This window comes from Streptomyces sp. NBC_01506, assembly GCF_045040295.1.
Classification (GTDB): Bacteria; Actinomycetota; Actinomycetes; order Streptomycetales; family Streptomycetaceae; genus Streptomyces.
In genome coordinates, this window is record NZ_CP109422.1 from 1,421,877 (window position 1) to 1,437,003 (window position 15,127).

15 protein-coding genes are annotated in these 15,127 nt (G+C 73.3%); 7 read left to right on the plus strand and 8 right to left on the minus strand.

What is annotated here, in order from left to right:
* Window positions 1–14: 14 nt before the first annotated feature.
* Both OG329_RS05805 and OG329_RS05810 read right to left on the minus strand, forming a co-directional pair.
* On the minus strand, window positions 15–2,150 hold the full coding sequence (locus OG329_RS05805) for a phage holin family protein (RefSeq protein ID WP_405793240.1): 2,136 nt from the start codon (window positions 2,148–2,150) through the stop codon (window positions 15–17).
* Window positions 2,151–2,290: 140 nt separating this feature from the next.
* Window positions 2,291–2,695: a hypothetical protein gene (locus OG329_RS05810; RefSeq protein ID WP_405793241.1), complete on the minus strand. Its 405-nt coding sequence runs from the start codon at window positions 2,693–2,695 to the stop codon at window positions 2,291–2,293.
* Between the two features lie 249 nt (window positions 2,696–2,944).
* Here OG329_RS05810 and OG329_RS05815 point away from each other — a divergent pair, with 249 nt between their 5' ends.
* On the plus strand, window positions 2,945–3,736 hold the full coding sequence (locus OG329_RS05815; RefSeq protein ID WP_405793242.1) for an MBL fold metallo-hydrolase: 792 nt from the start codon (window positions 2,945–2,947) through the stop codon (window positions 3,734–3,736).
* Window positions 3,737–3,747: 11 nt separating this feature from the next.
* Entirely contained in the window at window positions 3,748–4,455 is a 708-nt protein-coding gene (locus OG329_RS05820) for a DedA family protein (protein WP_405801666.1), read from the plus strand.
* On the opposite strand, the gene OG329_RS05825 is transcribed toward OG329_RS05820, so the two are convergent.
* The 3 genes from OG329_RS05825 to OG329_RS05835 are packed head-to-tail and all read right to left on the minus strand — an operon-like array spanning window position 4,429 to window position 7,477.
* On the minus strand, window positions 4,429–5,520 hold the full coding sequence (locus tag OG329_RS05825) for an MBL fold metallo-hydrolase (protein ID WP_405793243.1): 1,092 nt from the start codon (window positions 5,518–5,520) through the stop codon (window positions 4,429–4,431). The genes OG329_RS05820 and OG329_RS05825 overlap by 27 nt on opposite strands.
* Before the next feature lie 11 nt (window positions 5,521–5,531).
* The gene (locus OG329_RS05830; protein ID WP_405793244.1) at window positions 5,532–6,845 is read right to left on the minus strand and encodes an aminotransferase class I/II-fold pyridoxal phosphate-dependent enzyme; all 1,314 of its coding nucleotides are present in this window, start codon (window positions 6,843–6,845) and stop codon (window positions 5,532–5,534) included.
* Window positions 6,846–6,904: 59 nt separating this feature from the next.
* A complete protein-coding gene (locus OG329_RS05835; protein WP_405793245.1) occupies window positions 6,905–7,477 on the minus strand; it encodes a TIGR03086 family metal-binding protein in 573 nt (190 codons plus the stop codon).
* Between the two features lie 159 nt (window positions 7,478–7,636).
* Here OG329_RS05835 and OG329_RS05840 point away from each other — a divergent pair, with 159 nt between their 5' ends.
* The 4 genes from OG329_RS05840 to OG329_RS05855 all read left to right on the plus strand — a co-directional run bounded on the left by OG329_RS05840 (window position 7,637) and on the right by OG329_RS05855 (window position 11,077).
* A complete protein-coding gene (locus tag OG329_RS05840; RefSeq protein ID WP_405793246.1) occupies window positions 7,637–9,139 on the plus strand; it encodes a bifunctional phosphatase PAP2/diacylglycerol kinase family protein in 1,503 nt (500 codons plus the stop codon).
* A gap of 72 nt (window positions 9,140–9,211) precedes the next feature.
* On the plus strand, window positions 9,212–9,769 hold the full coding sequence (locus tag OG329_RS05845; RefSeq protein WP_405793247.1) for a GNAT family N-acetyltransferase: 558 nt from the start codon (window positions 9,212–9,214) through the stop codon (window positions 9,767–9,769).
* An 80-nt stretch (window positions 9,770–9,849) separates the two neighbouring features.
* Entirely contained in the window at window positions 9,850–10,659 is an 810-nt protein-coding gene (locus tag OG329_RS05850; RefSeq protein WP_405793248.1) for a class I SAM-dependent methyltransferase, read from the plus strand.
* A gap of 58 nt (window positions 10,660–10,717) precedes the next feature.
* Window positions 10,718–11,077 carry a VOC family protein gene (locus OG329_RS05855; RefSeq protein ID WP_383637496.1) on the plus strand — a complete coding sequence of 120 codons (360 nt, stop codon included), beginning with the start codon at window positions 10,718–10,720 and terminating at the stop codon, window positions 11,075–11,077.
* 82 nt (window positions 11,078–11,159) lie between these two features.
* Here OG329_RS05855 and OG329_RS05860 read toward each other — a convergent pair whose 3' ends face one another.
* Together OG329_RS05860 and OG329_RS05865 are read right to left on the minus strand one after the other, a co-directional pair.
* Window positions 11,160–13,145: a DUF5107 domain-containing protein gene (locus OG329_RS05860; protein WP_405793249.1), complete on the minus strand. Its 1,986-nt coding sequence runs from the start codon at window positions 13,143–13,145 to the stop codon at window positions 11,160–11,162.
* Between the two features lie 108 nt (window positions 13,146–13,253).
* Entirely contained in the window at window positions 13,254–14,150 is an 897-nt protein-coding gene (locus tag OG329_RS05865; protein ID WP_405793250.1) for an arginase family protein, read from the minus strand.
* A gap of 67 nt (window positions 14,151–14,217) precedes the next feature.
* On the opposite strand from OG329_RS05865, the gene OG329_RS05870 reads away from it, so the two are divergent.
* Entirely contained in the window at window positions 14,218–14,568 is a 351-nt protein-coding gene (locus OG329_RS05870) for a DUF6204 family protein (RefSeq protein WP_405801667.1), read from the plus strand.
* Here the strand turns inward: OG329_RS05870 and OG329_RS05875 are convergent.
* Window positions 14,546–15,127 carry a GNAT family N-acetyltransferase gene (locus OG329_RS05875; protein WP_405793251.1) on the minus strand — a complete coding sequence of 194 codons (582 nt, stop codon included), beginning with the start codon at window positions 15,125–15,127 and terminating at the stop codon, window positions 14,546–14,548. The genes OG329_RS05870 and OG329_RS05875 overlap by 23 nt on opposite strands.

Here is a 15,127-nt window from a genome sequence, read left to right on the forward strand (position 1 = left end):
CCCCGGCCACCGCGCTACGTCGCCTCGGCGCTCGGTTCCGTCTCCTTGCGCGGCACGGACCTGGTGGCCGGCGTCGGGCCGAGGGGGATCTGCGGTCCCACCCCGTCGTACAGCCAGCCCTTCAGCACCGCGTGGACCCGTTCCGCGCCCACCAGCTCGCCGTCGCCGGGGACGGGCGCGGGCAGCGTCAGGGGCGACAGCAGGAAGGCGTTCGACTGCTCGCCGCCGAGTCCTCCGTGGGAGCCGATCTGCTCCTCGAACGCGTGCACCCGGCCCGTCGCCGGGTCGTACATCGAGTTGACCATGATGTCCGCGACATGGGGGAAGGTGTCGGTGCGCCGGACCGCGTCGGCGGCGCCCGGCCCCATCGTGGCCAGCAGCCCCGTGTCGTCCAGCTTGGCGACGGGGATCTCCGCCCCCGCGGGGCCGAGCACCACGGAGCCGTTGGCCTCACTTCTTACGAGGAGGAAGCCGATGCCCGGATGGTTGGCGAGGGTCCGCAGCAGCGCGGGGTGGCGTTCGTCTATCTGCTCGCGGGTCATCCGCTCCGGGACGTCGGGGAAGGAGATCAGCCCCAGATTCCCGGAGGCGAGCACGATCGGGTCGGAGCCACGGGCCGAGCGCTTCTCGTCGCCGGTCTCGCCCTCGTCGCCGTCCTTGACGGGGCGGTGCAGCGCTGTCCGTACGGCGTCACGGGCCGCGTCGCGCGCCTCGGCGCCGCTCTTGGTGCGCACCGCGCGGCGCGGCACCGGAAGCCCGCAGCCGGCCCGTACGAGATCCCGGAGCGTGAGCCCGTACACGCCCAGGAAGGTCTCGCCGGGGCTCTGGCCGTGGTCGGACAGCAGCACGAGGCGGTACGAGCGCGGGGCGTGGTCGGCGACCTTGGCCAGCAGCGCGATCGAGCGGTCCAGCCGCTCCAGGACCCGCATGGCGTCGCGGCTGTGCGGTCCCGAGTGGTGGGCGACCTCGTCGTACGCGACGAGGTCGGCGTAGACGGCGGCGCGACCGGCCAGCATGTCCCCTATCACCGCCGCGACCACGACGTCGCGCTCCACGACGGTCGCGAAGGCCCGGATGAACGGGTAGAGCCCGCCCCGGCCCACCCTCGGCCGGTCGCCGCGGATCCGGGCCCGCGTCGACTGGCCGATCTCCCGGCCGACCTCGGCGACGAAGGAGACGGCCGTACGGACGGCGTTGGCCGGGTCGGTGAAGTACGCGAAGTAGCCGGCCCGGGAGCGGGTGGCCCGGCCGCGCCGCGCGGCCATGGACAGCACGAGCGCGAGCTGGTCGGCGCCGCCGCTGAAGAGGTTGCCCCGGCTGGCGCCGTCGAGGGTGAGGAGCCCGGCGTCGCGGGTGTGCTCGACGGCCCGGCGCTGGAGTTCGGCGGCGCCTGCGGGCCGGTTGCTGATCATGATCCGGCCGCTCTCCTTCTCGTACCAACGGAAGGCGGGGACGTCGTGGTTGCTGCCGTGCAGGATGCCGAGCTGGCTGGCGCCGGTCTGGCTGGACCAGTCGGTGCGCCAGGGGGTGAGCCGGTGGGTGGGACGCTCGCCGAGCCAGTTGGCGACGGTGGGCATATGGCCTTCGGCGACCGCGTCGAGCAGCACCTGGTGTCCGACGCCGTCGAGCTGGAGGAAGACCGTGCCGGGCGACGCCGTGGAGCGGCGGTAGGCGGTGTCCTGACCGCTGCGGCGCCGGCGGCGTCCGGCGAGGCGCGAGAGCCGGCGCCGGTAGGCGTCGTCGTCGCGTACGGCGAGCGCGGTGGAGGTGGCCGAAGCGACGGCGGACATGACGGCCGCGACGACGATCGCGTTCTCGGCGTTGGCGGTGCCCCCGCCGGCGGGGGTGAGTTTGAGCGCGACCAGCAGCAGCGAGCCGTTGAGGAAGAAGACCAGCAGACCGAGCACCAGGGCGGACACGAGCAGCAGGGCGCGCACCAGGAGGGGCCAGACGAGCGCGCTGAGCAGGCCGAAGGCTCCCGCTCCCCAGGCGGCGGTGAGCGCGGTCCTGGTGAGGCTGTCGTCGGTGCCCTGGAGTTGGAAGTCGGGCAGGATGCCGGCGAGCGCCAGCATGGTCAGGGTGGAGACCGCCCATACGACGATCACCCGCACCAGGGCCCTGCCGGCCGTCCGCCATCGCCCCTTGAACACCGCGTCTTCACCTCACGTCCAGGGCCCGCACACGTCCACGGGCTTGATGCACAGCCTTGCACAGCGCGCGGTGGAGCCGGTCTTCTTTAAGAGGCGGCGGATTGTGAGGGGTGGGGCGTCGCGGGGCCGGGGGGACGGGTTCAGCAGCCGTCGTACCCGGCGGTGGGCATGGAGAGCCTGCGGTGGACCTTGGCCTTGGACGTCGCGTCGTACGAAGGTTCGTCCGTCCCCACGGTCTCCAGGGGGACGCCGCGACGCTCGCACTCGGCGTAGAAGTCCGGGACGGAGGCGAACGCGCGGTCGAGCACCCGCTCGTTCGGGACGACGAAGGCGTCGATCACCCCGGCTTCGACATCGACCCAGAGTCCGCAGTGGTCGGAGCGCATCCCGTAGAGAAGCAACTGTCGTGTGACGACATACCCCTTGTCCGCGGCCCAGCGGGCGCACATCGCCTGCTGACCGCGGATGTCGACCAGGAACGGCTCACAGTCCAGCTCCTCGAGCGGGGTGAGGCTGGCTATAGCCGCCACTCGTAAATCGCCCATGTTTCCGGCCCCCCGCTCAACCGCATCCGACCACTCCCCCGAAGCCGCCCCCTGTTCCCCGGTGTTCGACGACCCTACTCCGGTCGGCCCTTCTTAAGGAGGCGCGTTCCGGGCATGGGCGGGCGCACAGATGTCCACGGGCGCACGCCCTCGGGCGCGCGGGGGCGGAGTCGCAAGCCGTCGGCCGCCCGTCCGGCGCCGGTCCGCCGTACGCTGAGAGCTGGATACGGACGGAGTTGAGGTCGCGCTTTGGGAAACGTGATCACCTGGTGGGGTCATGCCACCTGCACGGTCGAGGACTCCGGTGTCCGGGTGCTGACCGACCCCCTCTTCGCGCGCCGCCTGGCTCATCTGCGCCGCCGGCGCGGTGACGTGCCGCCGCCGGAGGCGGCCGTCGCCGACGCCGTGCTGGTCTCGCATCTGCACTCCGACCATCTGCATCTGCCGTCGCTGGCGAAACTCGCGCCGGGCACCCGGCTGATCGTGCCGCGCGGCACGCGGCGGGCGGTTCCCGGACTGCGGCGGCTCGACGCCGTCAGAGGCAGGGGCGGTCTGCGGATCACGGAGGTCGACGCGGGCGACGAGGTGGAGATCGGGCCGCTGTGGGTACGGGCGGTGCCCGCGTACCACGACGGGCGGCGGCTGCCGGTGGGACCGCACCTCGCTCCCGCGCTGGGCTTCGTGATCATCGGTGAGCGCCGGACGTACTTCGCGGGCGACACCGGCCTCTTCGACGAGATGGCGGACGTCGTGGGCCCGGTCGACGTGGCGCTGCTGCCGGTGGGCGGCTGGGGGCCGCATCTGGGCCTCGGTCATCTGAACCCCGACCGGGCGGCCGAGGCGCTGACCAGGCTCGCCCCCGGCGCCGCGGTGCCGGTGCACTACGGCACGTTCTGGCCGATCGGCATGGACGGGATCAGACCGCACGAATTCCATTCGCCGGGCGACGAGTTCGTCCGCCTGGCGGCCCGGCGCGCGCCCGAAGTCGCCGTGCACCGGCTTCAGCACGGCGAGAGTGTGCGGCCGGGGGCCACCCTGTGATCGACCAGCTCATGAGCCAACTGCCGTCGGAGTCCGCGCAGCAGGCCGTCACCTATCCGTCACTGTTCCTGCTGGTGGCGCTGGGGGCCCTGGTGCCGGTGGTGCCGACCGGCGCCGTGGTGAGTTCGGCGGCCGTGGTCGCCTTCCATCAGACGGCGCCGCTCGCGCTGCTCTACATATTCGTCGTGGCGTCGTTCGCGGCGTTCCTCGGCGACATAGCGCTCTACTGGCTGGGGCGGCGCGGGGTCAACTCGAAGAACGGCTCGCGCTGGCTGGCGGCGCTGGAGCGGCGGGTCGCGGACGACACGCTCGAACAGGCGCAGCGCAAACTGCGGGAGCACGGTGTGACGGTGCTGGTGCTGTCGCGACTGGTGCCCGCCGGGCGGATCCCGGTGATGCTGGCGTGTCTGCTCAGCCGATGGTCGACGATGCGGTTCGTCAAGGGCGCGCTGCCCGCGTGCCTGGCGTGGGCGGCGACGTACCAACTGATCGGGATCCTGGGCGGGTCGCTGTTCGACGAGGCGTGGGAGGGCGTGGTCGCGGCGGTGGCGCTGACGGTGCTGATCAGCGGCGGGCCCACGGTGTGGCGCAGGCTGCGCGGGCACGGCAAGGGATCGGGCGGGCCGGACGGGTCGGAAGGGAAGGGCACACCGGACGGTGGTCCGGCGGCGGCGTCGGAGGGTCCGGCGATATCAGGGCCGGACGGTCAGCAGGCGTGAGGACCCCACCGGCAGGTCCCACAGTTGCTCGCGCGGTCGCCCGGTCCGCTCCCACGCCGCCCTGACCCGCTCCAGCGGCTCCAGCACAGGCTCGGCCGAGAGCAGGAACGTCGCCCAGTGCATGGGCGCCATGTTCCGCGCGCCCACGTCCTGGCAGGCGCGTACGGCCTCCTCCGGGTCCGCGTGGACGTCGCTGAGCCACCAGCGCGGTTCGTACGCCCCGATGGGCAGCAGCGCCAGGTCGATGCCCGGGTGACGGCGGCCGATCTCCTTGAACCAGTGCCCGTAGCCGGTGTCCCCGGCGAAGTAGACGCGCCGGCCGGTCGTCCCGTCGCTCAGCACCCAGCCGCCCCACAGCGAGCGGCAGGTGTCGGTGAGGGTGCGCTTGGACCAGTGGTGGGCCGGGACGAAGTCGAACCGTACGGTGCGGGTGCGGGTACCGATGGCGTCGACTGCGGGCAGTTCGGCGGCCTCCCACCAGTCCAGCTCGGTGACACGGGTGAAGCCGCGGCGCCGGCACCAGCGGGCGAGACCGGCGGGGACGAACATCGGGGTGCGCCTCGGCAGCTTCCGCAGCGTGGGCGCGTCGAGATGGTCGTAGTGGTTGTGGCTGATGACGACGGCGTCGACGGGCGGCAGATCCTCCCAGCGGACGCCGACAGGAGTGATCCGCGCGGGCGTGCCGAGGATCCGGCGCGACCATACCGGGTCCGTCAGGACGGTGAGCCCGCCGATACGGATGACCCAACTCGCGTGCCCCGCCCACGTGATGGCGACGGTTCCGGCGTCCACGGCGGGCAGCGGCCCCGGCTCGAAGGGCAGCAGCGGGACGGCGTCGAGCGCGCCGCGTCCCGGCCGCGCGGCGCCCTCGCGGGCGAGCCGCGCCATCGCGCGGACACCGGGCAGCGGGGCGGTGAGCCGGTGGGCGAAGGAGCGGGGCCAGTGGCGGCGGACCTCACCGAGCGGGCGTGGCGCGCCGCCGGCCGGGTCGGCCGGGGCCGGGGGTGTGGGGGCCGTGGCGCGCCCGCGTGCGGTGAGGTCCGTCCGATCGGTCCGATCCGTCATCGAAGCTCCGTTCAGCGCGGTTCGAGCGGTTCGAGCGGTTCACGCAGTTCTGTCAGGGCCGCCGTCAAAATGCTCAGTGCTTCGGCGACATGCGGCAATTCCAGGGGCTCCACCGCGGTGAGGGACTCCATCCGCTCCTCACGGGTCGACCCGAGCAGCGGTCCGGTGGCGAGCCGCACCCGCAGCGCGCCCAGTTCGTCGCCGAAGCGGTGTCCGCCGGGGACGGGCATGCCCAGCCGTTCGCCCAGGAACTCCTCGAGTTCCATGGAGTCGCCGACCCCTCGCGCGGCCAGAGCGCGGCGTACGGGCCCGAGGTCCGCGTAGAGATGGCGCCCCGCCTGCGGCGGCCTGGCCAGCGCCCCGGCGGTCAGGACTGCATGGTGTACGGCTCCGGCCACGCGCGCGTGCAGCGCGGCAGCGGCGGCGATCCGCCCGGTCACGGCCGCCGGTTCGTCCAGCGCGTAGGCGGCAGCGGCGGCGACCGGCCCGGCGACGAGCGCGCCCAGCGCGGTGAGATGGTCCAGCGTCCTGGCCCGGCGTACGGCGCCGCCGGACGTCGCGGGGAAGCGCGCGACGGCGGCGGGCCACGACGCCGGGGTGAACGCGCCCGCCAGGTCGAAGAAGACGGTGACGTCCTCGGGCCACATCTCGGCCGGGCTGAGCGGCACCGTCCCGTACGGCCGGTGCAGGGTGTCGCGCCAGGTCTCGTCGCTGATGATGTGCAGGCCCTCGCCGACCGCGGCCTCGCACGCCTCCCTGAGAAGTTCCGGCGGGGCGACGGTGCCGGTCGGGTCGTCGGCGATCGAGAGCAGCAGCAGCCGCGGCGTGCCTCCCTCCGCCCGTACCCGGCGCACCGTCTCCAGGAAGGCGTACGGATCGGGTATGCCGCCGCACTCCGCGGGCGTCGGCACCTGGAAGACGGGCCGGCCCAGGAGTCTGGCCTGCGGCGCCCAGGACGCCGGGTGCGGGCGGGGCATCAGGATGTCCCCGCCGTGCGCGGCGAGCAGTGCCAGGAGCAGCGGTTGCGGGCCGGCCGCCGCGGCGGCCTCCTGGGGATGTGTGGGCAGACCGCGCCTCGACCAGTAGCCGCAGGCGGCCTCCCGCAGGACGGGGCCGCCGCCGGGCGGCTCGGGCGAGGTCCCTCCCGCCGCGTCCGCGAGTACGGCGACGAGTTCGGGCAGCGCGGGCAGGCCCGCGTCCGGGGCCAGGGGCCCGTACCGTACGGGACCGCGTCCTTCGTGAACCGCCCCCGCCGTCCCCGCCGCGTCTGTCGCCCCCGCCGTCCCCGCCGTCCCCGCCGTCCTCTTCGTCCCTGTCGCCCCCATGCCCGCCACCTCCCGCGCTCACCGGCCACGAGGCCGTCCGGCCCTTGAGGGGTACGCGCCTACATCGCGCGGCCCAGCATCGCCAGCAGACGGCTCTGGGCGTCGGCGCCCGGTGGTGGCTGAAGCGGGGCGTCGAACAGGCCGCTCTGCGAGAGGCTGTCCGCGTACGGCTCGACCTCCGCCAGCGCGTAGTCGACCAGTGGTCCCGGCAGCCGCTCGTTCACGCCGATCCCGCGCGACAGGTCCCAGGTGTGGACCACGGCGTCGAGCACCATCTGCGCGCAGTAGGCGCCGCCCCGTGTCGGGCCGTACGAGAGCCGCACGGTGCGGTCCGTCGCACCCCGCTCGGCGAACGCGGCGCGCGCCGCCGCCGCGGCGCGGTCCCAGGCGGCGACCGGGTCGTCGCCGAGGACGTCGCCGTCGAAGGCGTCGCCCACCTCGGCCATGGTCCGGCCCTCGCTCACCAGCGGGGGCACCCAGAGCTGCTCGGCCGTCAGATGGTTGACCAGGTCGCGTACGGACCATTCGGCGCAGGGCGTCGACGCGCCCCACTGGTCCGCGCGGACGGCGTGTACACGGTCCGTGAAGAGGTCCAGCGCCTCGCCGTGCCGGTCAAGCAGTGGATCGTTCATGTACTCCACTCTCCCCGGCCGCCCGGCCGAACGCGAGTCCGAACGCCAGTCCGACGCCAGGATCCGGCCGGGCGCGACCGGGCGCGACCGGGCGCGACCGGCTCCGGCTCCCGTACCGGTTCCTGCGTGGCACCGCGCGGTACGGGGTACCCGCGTTCCATGTCTGACATCCACGCGGGCCGCACCCCGACCGATCCCACCACGCGCGGCCGGGTCGCCGCCCTGCTCAAGGGCTTGGACCAGCAGGTATTCCGGTCGGCGGCGGACCGGCACTGGCCGGGTGCCGAGCCGGTGCTGCCCCGGCTCAGCCGCTCGGCCGATCACGGTCTCCTGTGGTTCGGCGCCGCCGCCACCATCGCGCTCCTCGGGCGCGGGCAGCGCTCACGGCGGGCGGCCCTGCGCGGGGTGGCCTCGCTCGCCGTCGCGTCGGCGGCCATCAACACCGTCGGCAAGCGGTCGGTGGGCCGCCGACGGCCCGTCCTGGACGCCGTACCGCTGATAAGGCGGCTGAAGCGGCAGCCGTTCACCACCTCCTTCCCGTCCGGGCACGCGGCGTCGGCCGCCGCCTTCGCCGCCGGTGTCGCCCTGGAGTCGAAGGGCTGGGGCGCGGTGGTGGCACCGGTCGCGTTCTCCGTCGCGGCCTCCCGCGTCTACACGGGCGTGCACTACCCGAGCGACGTGCTGGTGGGCGCAGCGCTGGGGGTGGGGGCGGCGTTCGCGGTACGGGGCATCGTGCCGACCCGCTCCCAGTTGCCCTCGCCGGGCCGGCCGTACGCGCAGGCGCCGGCCCTGCCGGACGGCGAGGACATGGTGATCGTCGTCAACCGCGCGTCGGGCTCCTCGGACGCCGCGGGCGCGCTGCGCGACGCCCTGCCGCGGGCGGAGTTCGTGGAGTGCGATCCCGGGGAGGTGAACACGGAGCTGGCGAAGGCGGTGCGGCGGTGCCGCGCGCTGGGCGTCGTCGGCGGTGACGGCACGGTCAACCGCGCCGCGGCGGTCGCCGCCCGGCACGGGCTGCCGCTGGCGGTGTTCCCCGGCGGCACGCTGAACCACTTCGCGTACGACCTCGGGATCGAGGACTTTCACGACACGTGCCGCGCGATGGCGGCGGGTGACGCGGTCCGCGTGGACCTCGGCCGGTTCACCGGGCCCGACGGGGTGAGCGGGCACTTCCTCAACACCTTCAGTCTGGGTGTCTATCCGGAGCTGGTGCGGGTCCGCGAGCACTGGGCGCCACGGATCGGCGGCTGGCCCGCCGGGGTGCTGGCGGCGGTGCGGGTGCTGCGCGGCCATCATCAGGTGGAGGCGGAGTTCGAGGGCCGGCGGCGGTCGCTGTGGATGCTGTTCGCCGGGAACGGCATCTATCAGCGCTTCGGGTTCACACCCGGCCACCGGCTCGACCTGGCGGACGGTCTGCTGGATGTACGGGTGGTGCACGGCGGCGGCTTCCCGGGCCTTCGGCTGCTGGCCGCGGCGGCGGCCGGTCCGCTGAGCCGGTCGCCGGTGCACGCGGCGGAGCGGATGCGGCGGGTACGGATCAAGGGGATCGCCCCCGGCACGCCGCTGGCGTTCGACGGCGAAGTGGCCCAGTCGCCGGTCGAGTTGACCGTCGACAAGGCGAACGAGGGGCTGACGGTCTACCGCCCGCGCGCCTTCCAGTGACCGCCGCTCACCACCGCTGACCACCGCGCAAATCGGTGGCGGGCCGACAGTCCGGGGCCGAGGATCACGGACATGGAATCCGCACCCCCTGTCTTCCTCGAAACCCCGCGCCTTCGGCTGCGTGAGTGCGTCGAGGCCGACCTCGACCGCCTCCTCGCGCTGGACAACGACCCCGGCGTGAAGCGCTTCATCGACGGCGGCGTGCCCGCCGCGCCCGACACGTTCCGCGCGGAGGCCCTGCCCCGCCTCCTCGGGCGCGGCTTCTGGGCCGCCGAGGAGCGGTCCACCGGCCAGTGGCTCGGCTGGTTCGAGCTGAAGCCGCTCAACGACACCGACTGGCGGGTGGTGGAGCTGGGCTACCGGCTGCACCGGGCCGTATGGGGCCGGGGGTACGCGACGGAGGGTGCCCGCGCGCTCGTACGCAAGGCGTTCGCCGAGCTGGGCACGGAGCGGGTGACGGCGAACACGATGACGGTCAACACGGGGTCCCGGCGGGTGCTGGAGAAGGCCGGGCTGATGTTCGTCCGTACGTACTTCGAGGACTGGCCCGAGGTCATCGAGGGCTCGGAGCAGGGGGATGTGGAGTACGCGCTCACACGTGGGCAGTGGCACCGGACGGCCCACGAGTGACCACATCGCGAGACACGGGTCTCATATTCCGACATCGCGGCGTACCGTGACGGGACCACTTCAGGAGAGGGAGCCCGGTCATGGCACGAGAGAGCGCCGTCTACACCCACGGCCACCACGAGTCGGTCCTGCGCTCGCACCGCTGGCGCACGGCGGCGAACTCGGCGGCGTATCTGCTCCCCGAACTCCGTTCCGGGATGAACGTGTTGGACGTGGGCTGCGGCCCCGGCACCATCACGGCCGATCTGGCCGCGCTGGTGGCGCCCGGCACGGTGACCGCCGTGGACACGGCGGCGGACGTGCTGGAGCGGGCCGCCGAGACGGTCGCGGCGCGCGGCCTGGACAACGTCCGCTTCGCGGTCGCCGACGTCCACGCGCTGGACTTCCCGGACGGATCCTTCGACGTCGTCCACGCCCACCAGGTGCTCCAGCACGTCGGGGACCCCGTACAGGCGCTGCGCGAGATGCGCCGTGTGTGCCGGTCCGGGGGCACGGTCGCGGCCCGCGACAGCGACTACGGCGCGTTCACCTGGTTCCCGTCGTCGCCGGCGCTGGACGAGTGGCAGGAGCTGTACCGCCGCGTCGCCCGCGCGAACGGCGGCGAACCGGACGCGGGCCGCCGGCTCCGCTCCTGGGCCCGCGTCGCGGGCTTCACCGACATCACGTCCACGGCGGCGGCCTGGTGCTTCGCCACCCCGGAGGAACGCGCGTGGTGGAGCGGTCTGTGGGCGGAGCGCACGACGGAGTCGGTGTACGCGGAACTGGCCGTACGCGGCGGCCACGCGACCGCCGAACGGCTCGCCCGGATCGCGGAGGCGTGGCGCGCCTGGGACACCGACCCGGACGCGTGGTTCATGGTCCCGCACGGCGAAATCCTTTGCCGGGTATGAGGGTTGGTTCCCCGAGGTTCATGGTCACGGAGAACGGTGCTTCGCTACCCTCACCCGTATGGAAATCCTGGGAACCACGCTGCGCATCTGCGTAGACGACCTGGAGACCTCGGTCGCGTTCTACGAACGGCTGACCGGTAGCCCCGCGCTCCGTTTCGAGCGCGGCGGGGTCTCTGTCGCCGCCGTCAGTTGCTTCCTGTTGATGAGCGGCCCTGCCGAGGAGATCGAGGTGTTGCGCAAGGTCACCGCCACGATCGCCGTCAAGGACGTGGACGAGGCGTACGCCGCGCTCACGGGCGTCGGCGCCCAGGTCCTCGCGGGCCCGGTCCCCACCCCGGCGGGCCGTAACCTGATCGCGGTCCACCCGGACGGCTCGGTCTTCGAGTACGTGGACCGCAACCCGGTCCAGAGCGGCTGACGGGGCGGGCCCACCCCGGTTCTCACGCGCGTGGCACGGCATGTCGAAGCGCGGTACGGACGGCCCGTACCGCGCTCGATCGTCACCCGGCCGCCGGCCGCATCCGGTAGTCGTACGCCTCCGGCAGCGGATCGTCCGTCAAAGACGCCCACACCTCGTTCAGCGTCTCCGCGCCCTCGCGCAGGTCCGCCACCTCGAAGCCCGCGTCGAACAGCGCGCGTGCCGCCGCCTTCTCGCCCTCGGCGAGCAGCAGTTGAGCCTCCATCAGCCGGAACACGCCGCGCTGCCGGGTCTCCCGCGGCAGCCGGTCCCAGACGCGGCGCGCCTCGCGCGGGCGGTCGACGGCGAGCAGCGCGGCGATCGCCTCGCGTGCCAGGGACGCCGTGGCCGCCGTCCAGGACTCGTCCTCGTCCACGCGCCGGGCGCACAGGTCGTCGAAGGCGTCCGCGTACTGGTCGGCGGCCCGCTCCGGGTTGCCGCCCTCGCGGTCGGCGACGGCCAGGCAGCGGAGCAACGGCCAGCGGGAGGTGGCCAGTTGGAGTCCGCGTTCCCAACTGCGTACCGCCTGGGCCAGATCGCCCGCGTGCCACTGCGTGACACCGAGGTGATACTCCGTCAGCGGCTCGGCGGGCGCCGTCTCCAGCATGTCGCGCCAGTGCGGGGCGACGAGCGTCGGCCCCGGCGGCTCGGCGTTTCGCGTCTTCGGGAACGTGCCCTGGGTGAACAGCTCGACCCACGGCGCCTGTTGCTCGCCGAGCATCGACTCGTCGAAGGGGGTGCCGGGCAGTTGGTAGCCGCCCCTCATCGTGCCGCGCATGACTTCGAGGGCGCCCCAGCCGGAGCCGGTGGCGAGCCGTTCGCCGGGCTCGGTGTCCGCGTGCGGCAGCCACGCCTCGTACGCGGCGTCGACATCGGCACGGGGCAGGGCGCGTTCGAGCCGGGCGTCGACCTCCGCGCGGGCCGCGCCCCAGTCGGCGCCGTGGACCGTGCCGGGATCGGCCTCCAGCGGACCGTACGACTCCAGCCAACTGAAGTCGTCGTGGCCGTCAAGCTTGACGTGTTCGAGCTGGGTGCGCGCCAACCCGGCCTGGATCTCGGCGTATCCGGGGGTGCCCGGTTCGGTGAGCCACCGCTGCCAGCGCCGGCCGCCGCGCCCGGCGCCCCAGAGAAAGAGCTTGCGTCCGCGCAGGGTGTCCGTGGACGTCTGGACGAGCCCGTGGCCGGCCGCGTCGAGCGAGGTGATCCACTTCCGGGCGCCGAGGGGGACCTCGTAGAAGTAGTCGGCCGGGTACTGGCCGCGCAGCGGGTAGGTGCGGTCGGCGTCGTCGTACTCGGGCACCGGGACGCGGCGCAGGCTCCGTTCGTACCCGAAGTGCCACGCCTCGTCGGCGGGGGCGATGACGCGGGTGTGCTCGTCCTCGGGGACGGCGATGTTGGACCACCAGTAGACGGGCGCGGGACCCTGGTGCGGGTTGCGTATCCGTACGCCGACGTGCAGGAAGTCTGAGTCGTCGGGCAGCCACAGATCGACCTGGAAGGGCAGTCCGCGCAGCGGCTCCCACTCCCACAGCCGGACCATCTCGCCGCCGTCCGGCGCGGGCACCAGCGCGGCGTGCAGCGGGGCGCAGGAGAGGGTGGTGTGACCGGTGGCGCCGATGTTCCACTCGATGCCGCCGGAGAACCAGGCTCCGTTGAGCGCGAAGTCGGCGGGCTGGAACACCGGGTTGCGGTAGAGCAGTTCACGTCCGGTGGGCTTGTGGTGCAGGGAGTGGATCCGGCCGCCGAGTCCGGGCAGGACCGTGGCCCGCAGGTGGTCGTTCTCGATGACGATCGTGTCGAAGCCGGTGGGCACGCGGTCGCGTCCGTAGCCGTCGAGGACGCGCACCGGCAGCAGGGTGCGCAGCGGCTCGTAGCCGATCTGGCGCGCCATGTCGCGGGGCAGGTCCCGCTTGGCGCGCTCGTCGATCGAGTGCGTCTCGTCGAGCGGCCGGAGCGCGGGCAGGGGGTTCTCCGGCCCCAATGGGGCGGCAGGCAGGGTCAGTACGGCACGTCGCACGCTCGTGGCCACAGGCAAACCTCGCTTCGCTCGCGGGGGCCGCCGGCGGCTCGGTTGGCCGGCGCGCACCCGATGACCATGGAACACGGTCGAGTGCGCGCCGAACAGAGCACCTGGAGATCAGTCTTGGGTGAGGGCCGCCACAACGATGTCCGCGAGCAGCGCGCCGGCGGTGCCGTCCGGGTCAAGGTCGGGGTCGTAGATGGTCAGGTTGAGACCCACGCAGCGCTCCGAGCGCACCAGGACGCCCAGCAGCGCCTCCAGCTCGTCGGGGAGCAGTCCCCCCGCGTCCGGGGCGTCGACGGCGGGCATCACCTCGGGGTCCAGGACGTCCGCGTCCAGATGCACCCAGAAGCCGTCCGTGACGGGGGTCTCCAACGTCTTCAGGACGGCCCCGGCGAGGTCGGCGCCGCCCCATTCGCGGAACTCGCCGACGGACACGGTGGGGATCTTGAGCCGGGCCAGCTCCTCGCGGTCCTCGTCGTAGTCGCGGATGCCGAAGAGGCGTACGTCCTCGTCGCGGACGTAGGGGCGCAGGCCCTCGATGTCGCTGAGGTCGCGCTGGCCGCGCCCGGTGGCGATGGCCAGCTCCTCGCCGCCCGCCGCGCCGACGGCGTCGGAGTTCCCGGTGTGCCGGAAGTCGGCGGAGCCGTCGATCGCGGCGATGCCGTACCGCCCGATGCGGCGCAGCGCGAGCGAGGCGCCGAGCTGGATGGAGCAGTCGCCGCCGAGGACGAGCGGGAAGTCTCCGGCCCGTACGTGGTGTTCGATCCGGTCGGCGAGCTTGGGTGTGTACGCGGCGATGGCAGCGGCGTTGAAGACCCCGTCGCCCTCCTTCCAGTCGCCCCGGTCGTAGCGGGGCGGCACCACGACCCCGCCCTCGAAGGCACCGAGCCGCCGCACGATCCCCTGCTCACGCATGGCACCGGCGAGCTTGTAGCAGCCGGGCACGGTGCCGGGGGCGGGCGGGCGCAGGCCAAGGTTGGAGGGGGCGTCGATCACCACGATATTGCGCATGCGGACCATCCTGCGCGTCGTACGCTCGTTCTCCAAACAGGATCTTCGGGAAGAAGGCGGCGCCTCCATGACCACGCAGCACACGTACCGGGTGATCGTGCGCGGGACCTTCCAGGAGCTGACGGACGCCGCGCGGGCGTGGTTGCTCGCCGAGGTCGAGGAGCACGGTCTTGGCCAGATGCGGTTCACGCCCGAGGGGTCGCTCACCTACGACCGGGTCCTGAAGCACTTCTCGTACCGCTTCGTGGTGGTGTCCGACGCGGCCGACGGCGCGGAGATGGCGGCGGTGCTCGCCGAGGACCGGGCGCAGACGGCGCTCACGGCGCTGGCCGGGGGTACGGGCGTCGGCTTCGGGGAGCTGCGGTCGACCGTGACCGACATGGACACGATGAAGATCAATCGGAAGGGCCGCCGCTGATCCCGCCGGGCGTGGTGGCACGGATCATGTCCGCGGTGATCGCCCAGCGTTCGTGGTCGCGCCAGGCTCCGTCGATACGCAGGAAGTTGGGCGAACAGCCCTCGTACCGGAATCCGGTGCCGCGCACGAGCGCGATCGAGGCGGCGTTCGCGGGCTGGATGTTGGCCTCCAGCCGGTGCAGTCCGAGCGGTCCGAACGCGTGGCGCACCACGTGGCCGAGCCCTTCGCGCATCAGGCCCCGCCCGGCGGCGTGGGCGAAGGCGCCGTAGCCGAGCGCTCCGTTGAGGAAGCCGCCACGGACGATGTCGTTGATGTTGACGAAGCCCGCGATGCGGCCGTCGGCCAGGTCGCAGACGAGGAAACCGGCTTTGGTGGGGTCCTCGATGACGGCGCTCGCGTAGTCGACGTACGCCTCGGGCGTGCGGGGCGGAAAGAGCCAGGGGTGGTGCAGTTCGCCGCTGTCGCGGGCCGATGCGGCGAACTCGTCGGCGTCCTCGTACCGATACGGGCGTACGCGCGTGCGTGGGCCTTCGGACGCGGGGGTGGTGATGTCGGGCAT

Coding starts and splice junctions, on each gene's coding strand:
- OG329_RS05875 (WP_405793251.1), bottom strand. CDS start 15,127: ATGCCCGACATCACCACCCCCGCGTCCGAAGGCCCACGCACGCGCGTA.
- OG329_RS05840 (WP_405793246.1), top strand. CDS start 7,637: ATGTCTGACATCCACGCGGGCCGCACCCCGACCGATCCCACCACGCGC.
- OG329_RS05820 (WP_405801666.1), top strand. CDS start 3,748: ATGAGCCAACTGCCGTCGGAGTCCGCGCAGCAGGCCGTCACCTATCCG.
- OG329_RS05865 (WP_405793250.1), bottom strand. CDS start 14,150: ATGCGCAATATCGTGGTGATCGACGCCCCCTCCAACCTTGGCCTGCGC.
- OG329_RS05830 (WP_405793244.1), bottom strand. CDS start 6,845: ATGGGGGCGACAGGGACGAAGAGGACGGCGGGGACGGCGGGGACGGCG.
- OG329_RS05855 (WP_383637496.1), top strand. CDS start 10,718: ATGGAAATCCTGGGAACCACGCTGCGCATCTGCGTAGACGACCTGGAG.
- OG329_RS05870 (WP_405801667.1), top strand. CDS start 14,218: ATGACCACGCAGCACACGTACCGGGTGATCGTGCGCGGGACCTTCCAG.
- OG329_RS05850 (WP_405793248.1), top strand. CDS start 9,850: ATGGCACGAGAGAGCGCCGTCTACACCCACGGCCACCACGAGTCGGTC.
- OG329_RS05810 (WP_405793241.1), bottom strand. CDS start 2,695: ATGGGCGATTTACGAGTGGCGGCTATAGCCAGCCTCACCCCGCTCGAG.
- OG329_RS05835 (WP_405793245.1), bottom strand. CDS start 7,477: ATGAACGATCCACTGCTTGACCGGCACGGCGAGGCGCTGGACCTCTTC.
- OG329_RS05825 (WP_405793243.1), bottom strand. CDS start 5,520: ATGACGGATCGGACCGATCGGACGGACCTCACCGCACGCGGGCGCGCC.
- OG329_RS05845 (WP_405793247.1), top strand. CDS start 9,212: ATGGAATCCGCACCCCCTGTCTTCCTCGAAACCCCGCGCCTTCGGCTG.